Consider the following 17,651-nt stretch of genomic DNA (forward strand, 5'->3'; position numbering starts at 1 on the left):
TTGTTTTGCTGGAGTGGTACCATTTGAACAACAGAGCGGCACCAGCCTGAGAACCAAACCCAGAGTATCTAAAATGGCAGATATGACATTAAAGTCCGTACTTCAGATGGCTGCTATGAGGGCGGTAAGAATGCAAAATGATTTACGAATTTATTACCTAAGAAAAGTCGAAGAAGGCAAAAATAAGATGAGTGTTTTAAATGCGGTCAGGAACAAGTTAATACACATCGCTATGGCATTAATTAAAAATCAAACAAATTATAAAAATCGTTTGCAATTGTCATAGAAATCGAAGTGACAATCCTATAACCTATCACCTAACTTCTAATCCCTAACTTAGTTCTTTCAGCATCCAAACGTCGCAAGAATAATGACCGGTGCTTCCCATTCGGTGATCGATCTCGCGAAAACCGGTTCGTTTATATAATTTTTGGGCCGCCTTCATATACGGCAAGGTCTCTAGATAGCATTGGGTAAAACCTTGCTCTTTGGCAAATTTTAAGCAGACATCCATCATTTCTCTTCCTAAACCGCGACCACGAGCTTCCGCAGAAAAATACATTTTTTGCAATTCACAAATATGTTCATTTTCTCCAGCTAACGGAGCGATACCGGCGCTACCAATAATTTTATCGTTTTCAACCAATACGAAATATTCGGAGCGGGGTGTTGCATAAAACTCAAACATTTGGTCTAAGGTTTTATCTTCGTAAGCTGTACCAACTTTTGGCGCGCCAGATTCAACCAAAACTTCCCGAATCATTTGTGCAACAAACGGATTATCTTCTTGCTGAATTGGACGTATAATGGGGTTCTTCATTGTAAATTTTTCATGCTATTTTTGGCTTACAAAGTTCGCAATAATTTTAAGATTTCGACTTAGAAAATCAAGGAAGTGAAAAAACACGAATTCTACTTACAGCGCTGCATTCAATTAGCAAAAAATGCTACGGGAAAAACCTACCCAAATCCTTTGGTGGGTAGCGTAATTGTGTATAACGATCAAATTATCGGGGAAGGTTGGCACCAAAAAGCCGGTGAAGCTCACGCAGAAGTAAACGCTATTAATTCAGTAAAAGATAAATCACTTTTAAAAAAATCGACCATCTACGTAAGTTTAGAACCTTGCTCGCATTTTGGCAAAACGCCTCCGTGCAGCGATTTAATTATCGCGCATAAAATAAAACGAGTGGTGATCGGCACGATAGATCCGTTTGCAAAAGTACAAGGGCGTGGAATTCAAAAATTAATGAGTGCCGGATGCGATGTGATTATAGGAGTTTTAGAAAAAGAAAGTCAGCAACTTAACAAGCGTTTTTTTACTTTTCATCAACACCAGCGTTCTTATATTATTTTAAAATGGGCGCAAACCAAAGACGGTTTTCTGGCTCCAGAAACTCAGAAAGATCGTGAACCGGTTTGGATCACCAATGCTAGTTCAAAACAATTGGTGCACAAATGGCGAAGCGAAGAACAAAGTATTTTGGTAGGCACAGAAACTGCGATAAAAGACAACCCAAAACTAAACACCAGACTTTGGGAAGGTGAAAGTCCGGTGCGTGTGGTTTTAGATCGAAGTTTACGCATTCCGCAGGATTCATATTTATTTGATAATACGATTAAAACGATCGTGATTTCCGACTTAAATACAGAAATTCCTTCAGTCTTAAAAAAAGAAAATATTGATGTGGAAAAGGTTGATTTCAGTTTAAATCTTGCTGAAGAAATCTGTAAAATACTTTATCGACACGAATTGCAATCGGTCATTATTGAAGGCGGCAAGCAAACCTTACAAACATTTATCGATGCCAATCTTTGGGATGAAGCGCGTGTATTTACCGGAAATTCTTTTTTTAAAACCGGAATTAAAGCTCCAACCTTAACCGGAAAACTCATCGAAAAACAAGAAATTGCAACCGATTTGCTAGAAATTTATAAAAATAAAAAATGATCAAAACGCTTTTATTCGACTTTGGCGATGTGTTTCTCAACTTAGATAAAGCCGCCACGTTTCGAGAATTGAATCAATTGGGATTGACCGATTTTTCTTCGGAAATGATCGAACAAAACCAACTTTACGAAATGGGAAAAATTTCTTCGGAAGATTTTGTGGGGTTCTACGCAAATGCAATTCCTAAAAGTAATTCTGAAGCTTTAGTTAAGGCGTGGAACTCGATCTTACTCGATTTACCCAAACATCGATTGGAGTTTCTTCAGCAATTAAAAGAAGAAAACAAGTATCAGTTAATTTTACTTAGCAACACCAACGATTTACATATTTCTTGGGTAAAAGAAAACATTGTAGATTTTGCTGAATTTAAAGCTTGCTTTGATGCATTCTATCTTTCTCACGAAATCAATTTCAGAAAACCAAATGCCGATATTTATGAGTTTGTGTTAGAAAAACACCAACTTCAACCTAATGAAGTTTTGTTTATCGACGACACACAAGAAAATACTGAAGCGGCAAAAAGCTTAGGAATACATACTTGGAACATAGATCCGAGCCAAGAAGATATCGTGAATTTATTCAGCGTTAAAGCAGCACTCTTTTGATTTTTCTTCTGTTAAGCATATTATCTTCTTCTGCAATTTATGTCGTTTTCAAATTGCTTGATCGCTTCCGTATTAATTCGCTTTACGCCATTGTGGTGAATTATTTTACGGCTTGCGTAGCGGGTTATTTTGGTTTAGAACGTGCATTTTCTATAGACGATACGCTTGGGCAAGATTGGATTTTTGGTGCTATACTATTAGGAGTGCTTTTTATTACCGTTTTCAATTTAATGGCAATTACCACACAAAAAAGCGGACTTTCAGCGGTTTCTGTAGCAAGCAAAATGAGTGTTGCGCTTCCTATATTATTTGTTATTTTTTATTACGATGAACCGACCGGTTTTCTAAAGATCTTCGGAATTATTCTAGCCCTCATCGCCGTTTACCTTTCTTCTGTAAAAACAAAAAGCGGGATCAAGCTAGAAAAAAACACGCTTATTTTTCCGTTACTCGTCTTTTTGGGCAGCGGAATCATAGAAACGCTCATCAAATTTTTAGAACAAAATTATGTCGCCAAAGAAGATGTGGCGTTATTTTCTACTTCCATATTTATTTGTGCGGCGACCATCGGGACGGTTGCCGGGATTATTCAGTTTACCAAAAAGAAGATCAAGTTTACTTATAAAGAAATTTTAGGCGGTATTGCATTGGGCGTCCCTAATTATTATTCGATTTACTTTTTTATACAAGCGCTTCGCAGCGGAATGCCAAGCACTACGGTTTTTATTCTAAATAATGTGGCGATCGTTTTACTTTCTACTTTATTAGGTATTTTTCTTTTTCGAGAAAAATTACTCAGAAAAAACTGGATCGGTATTGCATTGGCCGTGGTAAGTATTATTTTAGTCGCATTCACAACTCGATAATTTTGGAAGCAGAAGATCTCTATAAAACCATTTTTAAACCCGGCGAAGAAGTCTTATTTAAAGATAAAGGCAGTAAGTTTTTTGGATATGCTTTTCCGGTAAAAAATGAAGATGAAATCAATTTAGCTTTAGAAGAAATGAAGAGTAAGCACCACAAAGCAAGGCATTGGTGTTATGCTTGGCAACTTGGTAAACGCTATGATCATTACCGTGCTAATGATGATGGCGAACCTTCTAACTCGGCAGGTATGCCCATTTACGGTCAGTTACAATCTTTTGAAGTTACCAATATTTTGGTAGTCGTGGTTCGCTATTTTGGCGGAGTAAAATTAGGAGTTGGCGGTTTAATCAATGCTTACAAAACCACCGCGCAACTGGCTTTAGAAGCTTCAGATATTAAAACCAAGACGATCAATACAGAATATAAGGTGACTTGCGAATATCCTGACATGAACAAAGTAATGCGCGTGATCAAGGAAAAGAACCTTAATGTCACCAATCAAATTCTAGAACTCGATTGCCAGATTTTTATTTCGGTACGTGAAAATGAAGCCGAAAATATCTTCGATAAGTTTGAAGGCATCTACGGCGTAAAAATTGAAGAAGTAGAATGAATTAGTCGTTAGAGGTTAGAAAGAATTTATTTCTTTTGTCAAATGAAAATTTTCAGCTTCAACACACTGAAAAATTTATAGAACTTACTAAGATGCGATTCCGGATCAAGTCCGGAATGACGAACGGAAATTTTTCAACTTCAACGTCAGTTTCATTTTCAAATTCAACTTCAAATTCGATTTCAACTTCATTTTCAAATTCAATTTCAAATTCAATTTCAACTTCGAAAAAGTTTAAAATCCGATAGCTTTTAATATATGATCCGGGCAAGAAATTGGCTTTTTAGTTTCAGCATCCATAAAAACCAAGGTTGTTTTCGCAATTGTTAATAACTCAGCTCCTCGATAGATTTTATAGCTAAATTTTATACGAACATCGGGCTTCTCTTCCAGCTTTGTTTCTACGGTTAATTGTTCATCAAAATGAGCCGGTCTTTTGTATTTAAAATTCATTTCGTAAACCGGTAACATTACGCCATCTTCTTCCATCGATTTATAAGAAACTCCAAACTGTTCTAACCATTCTATTCTTGCAATTTCCAGATACTGAGCGTAATTACCGTGATGTACCACGCCCATTTGATCGGTTTCTGCGTAACGTACTCTTATTTTAGTTTGGTAAGATTTCATGAATTTTACTGAAGTTTTATGAATTAGATTTTGTATGTTTATAGAGAATTTAAGTATGAGAAAAAAAAAGAATAAATTCAATACCTATTGAGTTTTTTTTTTACTTTTTTTGTTCACATATTTGTTCCTCTGAAATGAAAAACCGCTTATTTATTTTAAGCTATTCATTTCCATTTGAATACAACATCTAACACAAAATTTAACAAGAAACTATGAGTAGAACTGCTGAATCAGTTTGGGAAAATTGTCTGTCTTTCATTCAAGATAACATTACTCCCCAAGCCTACAAAACTTGGTTTGAACCCATCAAAGCAGTTAAACTCACCGATAACGCTTTAAGTATACAAGTGCCTTCTAAATTTTTCTATGAATGGTTAGAAGAACACTACGTTAAATTGTTAAAGGTATCTTTAACTAAAGAATTAGGAGAAAAGGCAAAATTAGTGTATGTTATCAAGATGGAAAACACCTATGGTAACAAGCAACCTTTTACCGAAAAAATACCAAGTTCACAACGCAGCAATGTCTCTTCGCAAGAAGTAGATGTGCCGTTGAAGAATAAAAGTCCGGAGTTAAAAAATCCGTTCATTATTCCCGGTATTCGAAATGTAAAGATCGATTCTCAACTTAACCCTAATTATAGTTTCGATAATTTCTTAGAAGGCGACTCTAACCGATTGGCAAGATCTGCAGGTTTAGCAGTTTCTAACCGTCCCGGCGGTACATCTTTCAACCCGTTATTGGTTTTTGGTGGTGTTGGTTTAGGTAAAACACACCTTGCCCATGCGATCGGTGTAGAGATTAAAGACAAATATCCTGAAAAAACAGTTCTTTATATTTCTGCTGAAAAATTTACGCAACAATATATTGAATCGGTTAAGAAAAATAATAGAAACGATTTTATTCATTTCTATCAAATTATAGATGTATTGATCGTTGATGATATTCAGTTATTATCAGGGAAGGCAGGAACGCAAGATGTATTCTTCCATATTTTCAATCATTTACACCAAAACGGAAAGCAAGTGATTTTAACCAGTGATAAAGCGCCGGTAGATATGCAAGATATCGAGCAGCGTTTATTATCTCGTTTTAAATGGGGACTTTCTGCCGAATTACAACATCCAGATTTTGAAACACGCATCTCTATTATCAAAAACAAATTGTATAGAGACGGTGTCGAAATGCCGGAAGAGATCATTGAATATTTAGCAAATAACATTAAAACAAATATTCGTGAATTAGAAGGTGCCATTATTTCGTTAATCGCACATTCTTCTTTCAACAAAAAAGACATTACGTTAGATCTAGCGAAAAAGATCGTTGAAAATTACGTTAAGAATACCAAGAAAGAAGTTTCTATAGAATACATTCAAAAAGTTGTAAGTGATTACTTCCAGATGGATGTGGAAACTTTACAATCGAAGACCAGAAAACGCCACATTGTTCAAGCGAGACAATTAGCTATGTTCTTTGCTAAAAAATTAACTAAGGCTTCTTTAGCCAGTATCGGCACACAAATTGGTAAACGCGATCACGCAACGGTTTTACACGCTTGCAAAACGGTAAATAATCTATCGACCACCGATAAGCAGTTTAAAAAGTTTGTAGAAGATCTTAACAAAAAACTTACCCTATAATTATGAAGACAAAAGTGTTAATGGTTTGCTTAGGTAATATTTGCCGATCACCATTGGCAGAAGGTCTTCTTAAGTCTAAAGTTAATCCAGAAGAGGTTTTTGTAGATTCTGCAGGAACCTCTAATTATCATATTGGCGATGCGCCCGACCCAAGATCGGTTTCTGTAGCACATAAATATGGTATCGATATTACCGATCAATTAGGACGACAATTTAAAATAAAAGATTTTGATACGTTCGATCACATCTATGTGATGGATAATTCTAATTACAGAAATGTCGTTGCGCTCGCCAGAGATGAAAAAGACGAACAGAAAGTTTCGTTGATCTTAGATAAAATTTTTCCCGGGGAAGATGCCGCAGTTCCAGACCCATACCAAGGCGGTTACCAAGGTTTCGAAAATGCGTATAACATGCTTGATGAAGCCACCACTATCATTGCTGAAGAATTAAAAAGCTAACTTATTTTTTCTTACCTTTAAGAGAACCAATCTCTTAGTTATGAAAAAGTTAGCCTTACTCCAATTTTTATTTTCTTTTTATCTCGGTTTTTCTCAACAAATCGATATTCAACAAATTGCAACCGGTTTTTCGGCTCCGTTAAATATTCAAAACGCTGGTGACGATCGATAATTTATTGTTGAACAAGGCGGAATCATCAAAATCATTGAGAACAATACTACACTCCCTACTCCATTTTTAGATATTTCATCACAAGTTTCCAGCACCGGTTAACGCGGTTTATTAGGTTTAGCATTTCATCCTGATTATACGACTAACGGAAGGTTTTTCGTGTATCATTCAGATAACAACGGAGATTCAGTTTTATCTGAATTTGAAGTGAGCAATGATACAAATATTGCCGATGCGACTTCTGAAACGGTTTTATTAACTATTTCGCAACCCTTCAGCAATCACAATGGTGGTTGTATTGCTTTTGGACCAGACGGAATGCTTTATGTCGCAACTGGTGATGGCGGCAGCGGTGGCGACCCGAACGATAATGCCCAAAATTTAAATTCACTTTTAGGGAAGTTATTACGCTTAGATGTAGATCTTGCTGCACCTTACATTCCTACAGATAATCCATATATAAACGATGCGAATGCGTTAGATGAAATTTGGGCTTACGGATTAAGAAACCCTTGGAAGTTTTCGTTTGACAACACCACCGGAAATATTTGGATTGCCGATGTTGGTCAAAACGCTATTGAAGAAATTAATAACACGAATAACACAGCAGGTTTAAATTATGGCTGGCGTTGTTACGAAGGCAGTAGCGTTTATAACAATTCTGGCAATTGCCCACCAACTAACGATTTGGTTTTTCCGTTTGCAGAATATACGCATAATTCTTCGGGCATTTCTAAATGCTCAGTAACAGGCGGTTTTGTATATCGAGGTTCAGAATTTTCTAATTTGGTAGGACAATATGTATTTGCAGATTTTTGCAGTGATGAAATCGGCTTGGTCGGTGCTTCCGGAAATATCACGTATTTTGAACCTTTCAACGGAAATAATTTTTCTTCCTTCGGAATAGACAATCAAAACAATCTATATGTTGCCGGTATTTCTAGTGGAAACATTTATAAAGTGGTGGATAGTAATGTAGCTACTGAATATTTCAGTAAAAATTCGGTTACAATATTCTCGAATCCTTCCGAAGAAAATATAATTAATTTTACTGCGTAAGAGATTATTCAACAAATAGAAATTTTCTCGCTACAAGGGCAATTAATTAAAAAAATTTCAGTTCATACTTCTACAGGAAAAATTAATCTTCAAACTTTGACTGCTGGTATTTATTTAGTAAAATTGACAAACCTAAGTGAACAAGCTACTATTAAGCGATTAATTATTCAATAATCATTAAGTTTCATGTCTAATAGCATTCAGCAAGAATTTAAAACCGGCAAATTATACCTCATTCCTAACGATTTAGGAGGTTCTGCTCCACTTGAAGTTTTACCGCTAAGCGTAAAAAAGAAAATTGAAGATATAAACGATTATATTGTTGAAAATGAAAAAACGGCGAGACGGTTTATCAAAAAAATGGTTCCCGGTAAATCGCAACCCTCTTTAAACTTCAGCATTATTAATAAATACACGAAACCTGAAGATCTACCTGAATTTTTAGCAGCTTGTTTAGAAGGTAAGGATATGGGCGTGATTAGTGAAGCCGGTTGCCCGGGCATTGCAGATCCCGGTGCCGATGTTGTAAAATTAGCGCATTCAAAAAATATTAGAGTAATTCCGCTTGTGGGACCTTCTTCTATTTTTCTTACCTTGATGAGCAGCGGACTTAATGGTCAAAATTTTGCTTTTAACGGTTATTTGCCTATCGATAAAGCTGAACGTAAAAATGCGATTAAAAAATTAGAACGTACTTCTTTAGAACTTAATCAAGCACAGATTTTTATTGAAACCCCTTATCGTAACGAGAAATTCTTAGAAGATTTACTACAAACCCTACACCCGAAAACGACGCTTTGCATTGGTTGTGAAGTTACCCAAGCTTCTGAAGCAATTTTAACTCGAACCGTACAAGAATGGAAAAAAATAAAAACCGACTTACATAAAAAGCCGTGTATTTTTATTTTTCAGAAAGAGCAGTAAAATAATTGTTTAATTTTGGCACTTTGGCTTTGGCTTTACGGTTAGGCTCGACAAAAGAGGTATCGTAACCTTTAAATCTTTTCAAGTAATATTTTATACTTGTACCAAAAGCATCAGAAAAAGTTTCAGTTCCGCCACTGCGTAAAAATTTCTTTACACTTCCCGGTCCTGCTAAATGTGCTGCTGCTAAAATACCAGACTCGGTAATTTTTACTCCGCCAATAGTGTGACCAACGTACCATTTAATATCGCGACGAAGAATCCACTTATTTCGAGAAGCATTTGCATAAAAAGCAGCTTCTTGTAATGCAGGATTATTTAAAAAATCTTTGGTATCGTAAATACCGATTAATTTTAATGTACCTCGACCAAATTGATATTTTCCTAAATAACCAAATTGATTGATCACATTATAATCACCACCAGACTCTTTAAAAGCGATCGCTTCTTTAAATCCTAAGTAGCTATTTTTAAGAACAGGATAGACAACATCGTCTATCAATAAACTATCTTCAGTTTTTACGCTATAGTATTCCGGTAAATTATCGGTCGTTACACTTGCGATAATTGCTTCTTCTTTGTTCGAGAAACCTGATAGAAGGAAAATTCCCGTTAAGATCGGCACAGCTAATATTTTCGTAAAACTTCTTCTCAATACACTAAGTTTAAAAGACACTTTTTAACAAAGCTTAGGTCTTTAAATTCGCGGGGCAAAGATAGACTATTTTTAAATGCGCAAACAAATTCACTGTTAAAATATTCCCAAGCTCAAAAACACCTTTAAAACACTGTATTTCAATACTTAATATTTTCATAAAACTGAGCAAACACGATAGATTTTGATGTTAATGAAAGCTCAATAACGTCAAATGAAGTGGTAAAAGCATCAATTTTTTTAGCTAAACTTTATGATTCAGCAGAAAAAAACAGTCAATTTCAGGTCTAATTTTTAAGCTTAGATTCAATAAAATTTTAAGAAAAAATAACTTCAATAGTAAGGGAAGTTTTAACTTTGAAATAATTTAAATTTTAAATTATGAGTGAAGAGTTTATTAAAACCACCGAACAAGCGTCGCTTTACGATCATTTAGAAGAAATGGATGTAAAATCACTCTTATCTCATATAAATACGGAAGATCAAAAAGTGGCTTTAGCCGTAGAAAAACAACTTCCTCAAATTGAAGTTTTGACACAAAAAATTGTAGATCAACTTAAAAATGGCGGTCGCTTATTTTATATTGGCGCGGGAACTAGTGGAAGATTAGGTATTCTAGACGCCAGCGAATGCCCACCAACATTTGGAGTTTCTGCAGATCTAGTGATTGGTATTATCGCCGGCGGAGATCAAGCTATTAGAAATGCTGTTGAAAATGCTGAAGATCACGAACTACAAGGTTGGGAAGATTTAAAGAAACATAATATTTCTTCAAAAGATGTTGTTGTTGGTATTGCGGCTTCAGGCACTACACCTTATGTAATAAAGGCGCTAGAAAAGTGTAACCAACATGAAATTGCCACAGGAGCGATCACATGTAATAAAAACAGTCCGCTAGCAAGAACTGCTCAATTTCCCGTAGAAGTTGTAGTAGGACCAGAGTTTGTCACTGGAAGTTCTCGAATGAAGGCAGGAACCGCTCAAAAAATGGTACTGAATATGCTTACTACCACAACGATGATCCAATTAGGAAGAGTAAAAGGCAATCGAATGGTCGATATGCAATTGAGCAATCAGAAACTGGTAGATCGCGGTACCAAAATGATTCAAGAAGTAATTTCTATAGATTACGATGATGCAAAAAAAACCTTACAAAAATATGGAAGCGTTCGTGAAGCGATTAAAAACTTAAATAAAAATGACTAAAAGAACCAACAAAGAAGTTTTAGGAAAAGGAATACGTTATTTAGCCGGTGCATTACCTACAATTTTTATCGGACCTTCAATTTTATATTCGGCATTCCATAATAAAGAACATCCTTTATATATTGCTGTTCTCATTTTAGGGATTGTTGTTTGCGCTCTTGCCATATTTTTAATTTTCAAAGGTATCAGCACTTTAATGAAAGCTTTATTTGATTAAAACAAAACCCCCGCTAAAATATTAGCGGGGGTTTTTGTTTACGCTAATTTTATAGCTACTAACTTTTAAAGTTAGTCACTCCATATTTGCGAGCTTCTGCTTTTGCTTCATCAGACCAAGCTTCTAAATTATTAATTCGGGTATCGTTAGAAGGGTGTGTACTTAAAAACTCAGGCTGTGCAGATCCACCGCTATTGGCTTTCATTCTTCTCCAAAGTTCTGCCGCTTCATCAGGATCATAACCGGCAATTGCCATTAAGGTTAAACCTATTTTATCTGCTTCAGTTTCGTGACTTCTACTAAATGGTAACATCACTCCTACCTGTGTACCTAAACCGTAAGCGGTTTGAAACATTTGTTGATTTTCTTCGTTTACCGCAACTGCTCCAACTGCAGCCCCTACTTGTTGCAATTGAGAAGCACTCATACGCTGCTGACCGTGATTTGCTAATGCGTGTGCAACTTCGTGCCCCATAACCACCGCCAAACCGGTTTCATCTTGAGTAATTGGTAAAATACCGGTATAAACTACAATTTTACCTCCGGGCATACACCACGCATTTACCGCTTCATCATTTACTAAATTATATTCCCATCGATAATCTTCTAAATAACCTTGATAACCGTTGGCGTTTAAATAACGCTCTGCAGCGGTTGCGATCTTCTGCCCAACATCTTTTACCATTCTTGCTTCAGAAGTACCGGTTACAACTTGGTTTTCTTGCAAAAATTGATCGTATTGCTGAAAAGCCATTGGCAAAATTTGAGAGTTAGGAACTACCGCTAAAGTTTTCTTTCCTGTAAAAGGATTTTGGTTACACGATAAGAACACGAGAAGCATTCCTACGGCTACACTAAGATTTCTAAAATTCATAATTGATAATTTTTGGTAGTTAAAACTACGAAATTGACCGTCTGAAAAAATAAAGTTTATCATCGCTTTAACAAATATTAAATTTCAAAAACGGCACAAACTTTGTAGTTTTATCTAAAAATAAAGATGAAAAAGTTATCATATTTACTTATAATATTCGCCTTCATCCTTAACAGCTGCCAAAGTAATGCTCAAAAAAAACCGAAAGCCGAGCAGTTTGAAATTCAAAAAACTGAAGCTGAATGGAAAAAAGAATTATCTTCTGAAGAATATTATATATTAAGACAAGCTGGGACTGAAAAACCTCACTCTAGTAAATTAAATAATATCAAAGAACCAGGTACTTTTGTTTGCGCCGCTTGTGAAAATCCGCTTTATAAAACCAAACATAAATTTGAAAGCGGAACCGGATGGCCTAGTTTTGACAGACCTATTGACGGCGGTATTTTTTATTCTACCGATAATAAATTAGGTTACACTAGAAATGAAGTACTTTGCGCAAAATGTGGCGGACATTTAGGACACATTTTTAATGATGGTCCGAAAGAAACCACCGGGAAACGCTTTTGTATGAATGGTGATGCAATGGATTTTATACCGGAAACTAAATAAGAAAAGATGAAAAAATATTCAGTAGAGAAATCTGAACAAGAATGGAAAGAACAACTTTCTGAAGAGCAATTTAGAATTTTAAGACAAAAAGGAACTGAAGCTCCACATACCGGAAAATATAATCTTCATTTTGAAGACGGAAAATATAAATGTGCCGGCTGCGGAAATGTACTTTTTGAAAGTGAAGCAAAATTTAACAGTAATTGTGGCTGGCCAAGTTTTGACCAGTCGGTTGAAGGAAGTATAGAATATATACAAGACACCAGCTTTGGGATGATAAGAACAGAGATTTTATGTAGTAATTGCGGCGGACACGTGGGTCACGTTTTTGATGACGGTCCTACAGAAACCGGGCAACGTTACTGCGTAAATTCTGCAAGTATAGAGTTTAACCAATAAATATAAAAGATGAAAAAAATACAAATTTTAGCCATCGCTTTTATAGCGATCATTGGTCTTGCGAGTTGTGAAGGAGATCGTGGTCCTCAAGGACCTCCAGGAACCAATATTTTAGGATACACTACCGAGTTTACTGTAGACTTTAACAACAGTAATGAATTTACTTATGAATTCGAGAATGATGGCATTGAAGTTTTTGAATCTGATGCTGTTTTGGTTTACAGATCTGAAGCAACAGTTTCTGATCCTTCGGGACCTGTAGATGTTTGGACACCCATGCCTCAAACCATCTATTTTAATACAGGTGAAGAATTAGTCTACAATTTTGATCATACATTTTTTGATGTAAGAATTTTCTTAGATTCTAACTTTGACTTGTCGACCTTAGCACCAGAATATTATCAAAATCAATTATTTAGAGTAGTTGTGGTACCTTCAGATTTTGCTAACGATCCTAACAATAATCTAGAAACATACCAAGATTTGCTTAATTCTGCTCAAGATCAAGGTTATCAAATTGAACAGATGAAATAACAGAGTGACCTACTTTATTTTCCATTCCCATAATTAAAAGTACTACTTAACTAAGTCTATACTTTTGGTTATGGGGATTATTGTTTAAATTCGCAATTCTAAATTCAGCTAAAAATAAAAATGATATGAGTAAATACGATATTATAGTTTTAGGTAGTGGCCCGGGAGGCTATGTTACAGCCATTCGTGCTTCACAATTAGGTTTTAAAACCGCAGTGATCGAAAAAGAGAACTTAGGCGGAGTTTGTTTAAACTGGGGTTGTATTCCTACCAAAGCTTTACTTAAAAGTGCAGAAGTTTTTAATTACTTAAATCATGCTGAAGATTACGGTTTGAAAGCAGATAATGTAGATAAAGATTTTGATGCCGTAATTAAAAGAAGTCGCGATGTTGCCGGTGGAATGAGCAAAGGTGTTCAATTCTTAATGAAGAAGAATAAAATTGATGTCATTGACGGTTTCGGAAAATTAAAATCGGGTAAAAAAGTAGCGGTTAAAGATAGCGACGGAAATACCAAAGATTACGAAGCAGATCATATTATTGTTGCAACAGGAGCAAAATCTAGAGAATTACCTAATCTTCCTCAAGACGGTGAAAAGGTTATTGGTTACCGTGAAGCGATGAACCTTAAAAAACAACCAAAGAAAATGATCGTGGTTGGTTCTGGAGCGATCGGTGTTGAGTTTGCTCATTTCTATAATTCTATGGGAACTGAAGTGACTATTGTTGAATATTTACCAAACTTGGTTCCGTTAGAAGATGAAGAGGTTTCTAAGCAATTCGAAAAATCTTTCAAAAAATCAGGAATTAAAGTAATGACTAATTCTGCCGTAGAAAGTGTAGATACTTCTGGCGATGGTGTAAAAGCGAAAGTAAAAACCAAAAAAGGAGAAGAAACTCTTGAAGCAGATGTTGTACTTTCTGCAGTAGGTATTAAAACAAATATCGAAAATATTGGTCTAGAAGATCTTGGTATTAAAACCGATAAAGATAAAATTGTTGTAAACGAATGGTACCAAACTAACGTTCCTGGAGTTTATGCTATCGGAGATGTAGTTGCCGGACCCGCCTTAGCACACGTTGCTTCTGCGGAAGGAATTATTTGTGTTGAAAAAATTAAAGGAATGAAAGTCGAAGCTTTAGACTACGGTAACATTCCTGGTTGTACTTATGCCACTCCAGAAATTGCAAGCGTTGGTTTAACCGAAAAGCAAGCCAAAGAACAAGGCTACGAAATTAAAGTTGGTAAGTTCCCGTTCTCTGCTTCTGGTAAAGCAAGTGCTGCCGGTAAAAAAGAAGGTTTTGTAAAAGTAATTTACGATGCAAAATACGGTGAATGGTTAGGTTGCCATATGATTGGTGCCGGCGTAACCGATATGATCGCTGAAGCGGTTGTCGCTAGAAAACTAGAAACTACCGGTCACGAGATCTTAAAAGCAGTTCACCCACACCCAACCATGAGTGAAGCCGTTATGGAAGCCACTGCTGCCGCATACGATGAAGTGATTCATATTTAAAAATCAGATAATTTTCAATAAAAAATCCCGATGAAATTTCTTTCATCGGGATTTTTTATAACCTTAATTAGCTTACAAGGAAGGATTTACTTTTGCATCAAATTCCATATCTAAACGAATCTCTAAATTATTAGCATCCTCGACACTTTCAAATTGGACCACTAACTTCAAACTTTCAGATTTTGCATAATCATCCACATACTCGTCTGTGGTAGAAAGTTCAATCATTGTTTGTCCAGAAGGTACTTCATCTAAATGTGCGATTTCCATATATTCTAAATCATCTGTTCGTACTCCCAAAGTAACAGAGTTTACAAAATCAAAATTTTCCTGATCATCGGCACTTACCAATGTAATATCTAAATCGTCTAATTGAATTTCTTCAACTTGTTCAATAGTTTCATCGGTTCCCGTTTCATCTTCAAGAGCTTGACGTAAATTCACATCTGTTTCAATAGGGATTTCAAAAATATTTATGGGTAAATAGTCTACACTAGCTGTTTCACTAACTGGAATATCATCTATCGTTCTAATTCTATCTACAACTTCTTCTACATCATCATCGCTACATGATCCCAAAAATAGACTTACAAATAAAATTGGTAATAAAAAAAATTTCTTGTTCTTCATAATCATAGTTTTTATTTTTGACAAATGAAATAAAAACCTAAATAATCTACCGTTAAAAGGAAACTAAAAAGATATAAGAAAAAATTAATTTATTGAAACATTGGCAAATTATTGTTAATTCAACTCTAACAAGTCTACATACCAAAATTTGTGATCCCAAGATTGTGGTTCTTGGTGACAATCATCTTCATCTGAAGGAGCATAATCCCGAAGCACTTTTTCACCTAATTCAAATTCAACAGGAAAAGAAAATAAAGGTCCGTCGAAAACAAACGTATGAAACTCCCCATTTTCACCGCAAGCATCTACATTTGGAGGTAAATCGTTTACAAAATCGTGATCGATCATTCTTCCGCAGAAAGATTCATCTAAATAATTCGCATTAGTGCAAACTACAATTGCTTTATAACCGAGATCGATAAATTCTTTAAGCAGACTTTTGGTGTCTTTTTTCCAAAGCGGAAAAACAGCTTGTATTTCTACTTTTTGAAGTTGCTCTTCGCGATAGGTTTTTAGATCTTCCAGAAAAATATCACCAAAAACAGCATGCGTAAACCCCTCAGCTTTTAACAACTCGATATGCTCTTGCATCGCTTTGTTATAAGTTTGCATCGAAACTTGACCACTTAACGGAATTTGATGCAGCGGTAATTGCAAACTTTCGGCCTGCTTTTCTAATAATTCTAGCGGCAAACCGTGCATCGAAACCCGATTAAAATCAGCATTTACGGTAGTGACCAATTTTTGAATTGAAATTTCTTGTGATTGCTGAAGCTGATGCAACGCCAACATTGCATCCTTTCCACTACTCCAATTTAAGTAAGCTTTAGTCATTTTTTTCGGGCAATTCTACAAAACTCAACACAGCGAGTTCGTAGCTCTTCATACCAAAACCGGTAATCACTCCACTTGCATAAGGAGCGATATACGAATGTTTTCTGAAATTTTCTCTGGCTGAAGTATTAGAAATATGAACCTCAACCACCGGAATGTTAATTGCTTTTACCGCATCGGCAATCGCTACAGAAGTATGTGTGTAAGCAGCAGCGTTAAGTACCACTCCATCAAAATGCAAACGCGCTTCGTGCAATTTATCGATAATTTTTCCCTCGTGATTCGACTGAAAGTGTGACAATTCTACTTCTCTCAACTTAAATTGAAGCGAAGTAAAATAATCGTTGAAGGTTTGCTTACCATAAACCTCCGGTTCACGTTCTCCCAGTAAATTAAGATTGGGACCGTTAATGATTAAAATTTTCATAGCGTTTAGATATTAAAGTCCTACAGAAAGACCTACCATAAAGCTATTAAAATCTGCTGAAGAAAATGTATCACTTCCTTGAGCTATTTTAAATCCGTAACGAGCGTGAACATAAATATTATGAAAAATATCGTAACCAACGCCAACACCTAAATCTAAACCTAACTGATCTTTAAACTCAATATTATCATCATCAGAATCGTTAAAAAGATAAGTAGCCTGCGGCCCTGCCTGAATGTTCAAATCTGAACCGGCTACATAATATTTAAGCATTACCGGTAAATAAAGTAAGTTATTGTCGCTTACATTACCATATAATAATTCGGGCTGAAGTTTTAAGGAATTGCTAAATGACAACTCTGCATACAACCCGGCATAAAAACCAGATTCACCTTCGTCGGCACCATCTGCAGTAACATTTAAATAACCTCCGGAAATACCAAATTCTGCTTGAGAAAATACAGATTGAAAGCCTAACAATAGAATAGAGAGTAGAAGTAATTTTTTCATAAAATAAGTTCGTTAAAAGTGTTTTCTACAAACTTAACAAATATCTTAATATCGACTAAAATAAATAACCGACTTAAAAATTAATGGATTATTACTTAATTCGAATAGATAATGGGTTGTTTCCGTAAAATCAATTACAATATACCATAACATATGGTTTAGCATTTTTCTTAAAATTTAAATGAAATAAAAAATCAACCCTTTATTATATAAAAAAAAATCAACAACCGTGTTAAATAATCAAAACACAATAACACTAAATCCTTAAAAAACAACAATCTAAAAGATTACACGCTAAATTTCATTTTTTTATT

General features: G+C 35.4%; 24 protein-coding genes and 1 pseudogene. 17 read left to right on the forward strand and 8 right to left on the reverse strand.

Annotated features, from left to right (window positions below; genetic code table 11):
• Positions 1 to 286: transposase (locus G551_RS0102575; RefSeq protein ID WP_027884099.1), on the forward strand; the 286-nt coding region annotated here is incomplete at its 5' end.
• A 45-nt stretch (positions 287 to 331) separates the two neighbouring features.
• Here the strand turns inward: G551_RS0102575 and G551_RS0102580 are convergent.
• Positions 332 to 820, reverse strand: coding sequence for a GNAT family N-acetyltransferase (locus tag G551_RS0102580; RefSeq protein ID WP_027884100.1), 489 nt, complete (start codon positions 818 to 820; stop codon positions 332 to 334).
• A 75-nt stretch (positions 821 to 895) separates the two neighbouring features.
• Between G551_RS0102580 and ribD the strand changes: the two genes are divergently transcribed.
• The 4 genes from ribD to G551_RS0102600 are packed head-to-tail and all read left to right on the forward strand — an operon-like array spanning position 896 to position 4,036.
• Positions 896 to 1,951 (forward strand): bifunctional diaminohydroxyphosphoribosylaminopyrimidine deaminase/5-amino-6-(5-phosphoribosylamino)uracil reductase RibD, encoded by a 1,056-nt coding sequence (gene ribD / locus G551_RS0102585; RefSeq protein ID WP_027884101.1) that lies wholly within the window; start codon positions 896 to 898, stop codon positions 1,949 to 1,951.
• On the forward strand, positions 1,948 to 2,556 hold the full coding sequence (locus tag G551_RS0102590; RefSeq protein WP_027884102.1) for an HAD family hydrolase: 609 nt from the start codon (positions 1,948 to 1,950) through the stop codon (positions 2,554 to 2,556). Before ribD ends, G551_RS0102590 begins: the two co-directional genes overlap by 4 nt.
• A complete protein-coding gene (locus G551_RS0102595; RefSeq protein ID WP_027884103.1) occupies positions 2,553 to 3,422 on the forward strand; it encodes an EamA family transporter in 870 nt (289 codons plus the stop codon). Before G551_RS0102590 ends, G551_RS0102595 begins: the two co-directional genes overlap by 4 nt.
• Positions 3,423 to 3,424: 2 nt before the next feature.
• Positions 3,425 to 4,036 (forward strand): IMPACT family protein, encoded by a 612-nt coding sequence (locus G551_RS0102600; RefSeq protein ID WP_027884104.1) that lies wholly within the window; start codon positions 3,425 to 3,427, stop codon positions 4,034 to 4,036.
• Positions 4,037 to 4,270: 234 nt separating this feature from the next.
• On the opposite strand, the gene G551_RS0102610 is transcribed toward G551_RS0102600, so the two are convergent.
• The gene (locus G551_RS0102610) at positions 4,271 to 4,666 is read right to left on the reverse strand and encodes an acyl-CoA thioesterase (RefSeq protein ID WP_027884106.1); all 396 of its coding nucleotides are present in this window, start codon (positions 4,664 to 4,666) and stop codon (positions 4,271 to 4,273) included.
• 212 nt (positions 4,667 to 4,878) lie between these two features.
• On the opposite strand from G551_RS0102610, the gene dnaA reads away from it, so the two are divergent.
• The 6 genes and pseudogenes from dnaA to G551_RS0102630 all read left to right on the forward strand — a co-directional run bounded on the left by dnaA (position 4,879) and on the right by G551_RS0102630 (position 8,922).
• On the forward strand, positions 4,879 to 6,306 hold the full coding sequence (gene dnaA, locus G551_RS0102615; protein ID WP_027884107.1) for a chromosomal replication initiator protein DnaA: 1,428 nt from the start codon (positions 4,879 to 4,881) through the stop codon (positions 6,304 to 6,306).
• A 2-nt stretch (positions 6,307 to 6,308) separates the two neighbouring features.
• A complete protein-coding gene (locus G551_RS0102620; RefSeq protein ID WP_027884108.1) occupies positions 6,309 to 6,767 on the forward strand; it encodes a low molecular weight protein-tyrosine-phosphatase in 459 nt (152 codons plus the stop codon).
• A gap of 40 nt (positions 6,768 to 6,807) precedes the next feature.
• Entirely contained in the window at positions 6,808 to 6,939 is a 132-nt protein-coding gene (locus tag G551_RS16870; protein WP_262492846.1) for a hypothetical protein, read from the forward strand.
• Positions 6,940 to 7,056: 117 nt separating this feature from the next.
• Positions 7,057 to 7,998 (forward strand): annotated as a pseudogene (locus G551_RS15290) (PQQ-dependent sugar dehydrogenase); the annotation flags it as partial.
• A gap of 21 nt (positions 7,999 to 8,019) precedes the next feature.
• Positions 8,020 to 8,172 (forward strand): T9SS type A sorting domain-containing protein, encoded by a 153-nt coding sequence (locus tag G551_RS16775; RefSeq protein WP_262492849.1) that lies wholly within the window; start codon positions 8,020 to 8,022, stop codon positions 8,170 to 8,172.
• Between the two features lie 12 nt (positions 8,173 to 8,184).
• Entirely contained in the window at positions 8,185 to 8,922 is a 738-nt protein-coding gene (locus G551_RS0102630) for an SAM-dependent methyltransferase (RefSeq protein WP_027884109.1), read from the forward strand.
• Here G551_RS0102630 and G551_RS0102635 read toward each other — a convergent pair.
• The gene (locus G551_RS0102635; protein ID WP_229797299.1) at positions 8,900 to 9,547 is read right to left on the reverse strand and encodes a lysozyme family protein; all 648 of its coding nucleotides are present in this window, start codon (positions 9,545 to 9,547) and stop codon (positions 8,900 to 8,902) included. The two genes, G551_RS0102630 and G551_RS0102635, sit on opposite strands and share 23 nt — an antisense overlap.
• A 411-nt stretch (positions 9,548 to 9,958) precedes the next feature.
• Between G551_RS0102635 and murQ the strand changes: the two genes are divergently transcribed.
• Both murQ and G551_RS0102645 read left to right on the forward strand, forming a co-directional pair.
• The gene (gene murQ, locus G551_RS0102640; RefSeq protein ID WP_036243204.1) at positions 9,959 to 10,783 is read left to right on the forward strand and encodes an N-acetylmuramic acid 6-phosphate etherase; all 825 of its coding nucleotides are present in this window, start codon (positions 9,959 to 9,961) and stop codon (positions 10,781 to 10,783) included.
• Positions 10,776 to 11,000 carry a DUF6095 family protein gene (locus G551_RS0102645; RefSeq protein WP_036243205.1) on the forward strand — a complete coding sequence of 75 codons (225 nt, stop codon included), beginning with the start codon at positions 10,776 to 10,778 and terminating at the stop codon, positions 10,998 to 11,000. Before murQ ends, G551_RS0102645 begins: the two co-directional genes overlap by 8 nt.
• Positions 11,001 to 11,058: 58 nt before the next feature.
• On the opposite strand, the gene G551_RS0102650 is transcribed toward G551_RS0102645, so the two are convergent.
• On the reverse strand, positions 11,059 to 11,874 hold the full coding sequence (locus G551_RS0102650; RefSeq protein ID WP_027884113.1) for a M48 family metallopeptidase: 816 nt from the start codon (positions 11,872 to 11,874) through the stop codon (positions 11,059 to 11,061).
• 126 nt (positions 11,875 to 12,000) lie between these two features.
• On the opposite strand from G551_RS0102650, the gene msrB (G551_RS0102655) reads away from it, so the two are divergent.
• From msrB (G551_RS0102655) to lpdA, 4 genes are all read left to right on the forward strand, one after another.
• On the forward strand, positions 12,001 to 12,486 hold the full coding sequence (gene msrB / locus G551_RS0102655) for a peptide-methionine (R)-S-oxide reductase MsrB (RefSeq protein WP_027884114.1): 486 nt from the start codon (positions 12,001 to 12,003) through the stop codon (positions 12,484 to 12,486).
• A 6-nt stretch (positions 12,487 to 12,492) separates the two neighbouring features.
• Positions 12,493 to 12,885, forward strand: coding sequence for a peptide-methionine (R)-S-oxide reductase MsrB (gene msrB, locus G551_RS0102660; protein ID WP_027884115.1), 393 nt, complete (start codon positions 12,493 to 12,495; stop codon positions 12,883 to 12,885).
• A gap of 9 nt (positions 12,886 to 12,894) precedes the next feature.
• Positions 12,895 to 13,419 (forward strand): hypothetical protein, encoded by a 525-nt coding sequence (locus G551_RS0102665; protein ID WP_027884116.1) that lies wholly within the window; start codon positions 12,895 to 12,897, stop codon positions 13,417 to 13,419.
• Positions 13,420 to 13,544: 125 nt separating this feature from the next.
• Complete coding sequence (gene lpdA, locus G551_RS0102670; protein WP_027884117.1) at positions 13,545 to 14,936, forward strand: dihydrolipoyl dehydrogenase; 1,392 nt, start codon at positions 13,545 to 13,547, stop codon at positions 14,934 to 14,936.
• A gap of 72 nt (positions 14,937 to 15,008) precedes the next feature.
• Here lpdA and G551_RS0102675 read toward each other — a convergent pair whose 3' ends face one another.
• The 4 genes from G551_RS0102675 to G551_RS15295 all read right to left on the reverse strand — a co-directional run bounded on the left by G551_RS0102675 (position 15,009) and on the right by G551_RS15295 (position 17,337).
• Positions 15,009 to 15,515, reverse strand: a complete 507-nt coding sequence (locus G551_RS0102675) for a hypothetical protein (protein WP_156876744.1) — start codon at positions 15,513 to 15,515, stop codon at positions 15,009 to 15,011.
• Between the two features lie 165 nt (positions 15,516 to 15,680).
• Positions 15,681 to 16,400 (reverse strand): Dph6-related ATP pyrophosphatase, encoded by a 720-nt coding sequence (locus G551_RS0102680; protein WP_027884119.1) that lies wholly within the window; start codon positions 16,398 to 16,400, stop codon positions 15,681 to 15,683.
• Positions 16,393 to 16,827: a type II 3-dehydroquinate dehydratase gene (aroQ, locus tag G551_RS0102685; protein ID WP_027884120.1), complete on the reverse strand. Its 435-nt coding sequence runs from the start codon at positions 16,825 to 16,827 to the stop codon at positions 16,393 to 16,395. Before aroQ ends, G551_RS0102680 begins: the two co-directional genes overlap by 8 nt.
• Positions 16,828 to 16,839: 12 nt before the next feature.
• Complete coding sequence (locus tag G551_RS15295; protein ID WP_051191208.1) at positions 16,840 to 17,337, reverse strand: outer membrane beta-barrel protein; 498 nt, start codon at positions 17,335 to 17,337, stop codon at positions 16,840 to 16,842.
• Positions 17,338 to 17,651 lie beyond the last annotated feature (314 nt).

Origin of the sequence: Mesonia mobilis DSM 19841 (assembly GCF_000423405.1) — a bacterium.
Classification (GTDB): Bacteria; Bacteroidota; Bacteroidia; order Flavobacteriales; family Flavobacteriaceae; genus Mesonia; species Mesonia mobilis.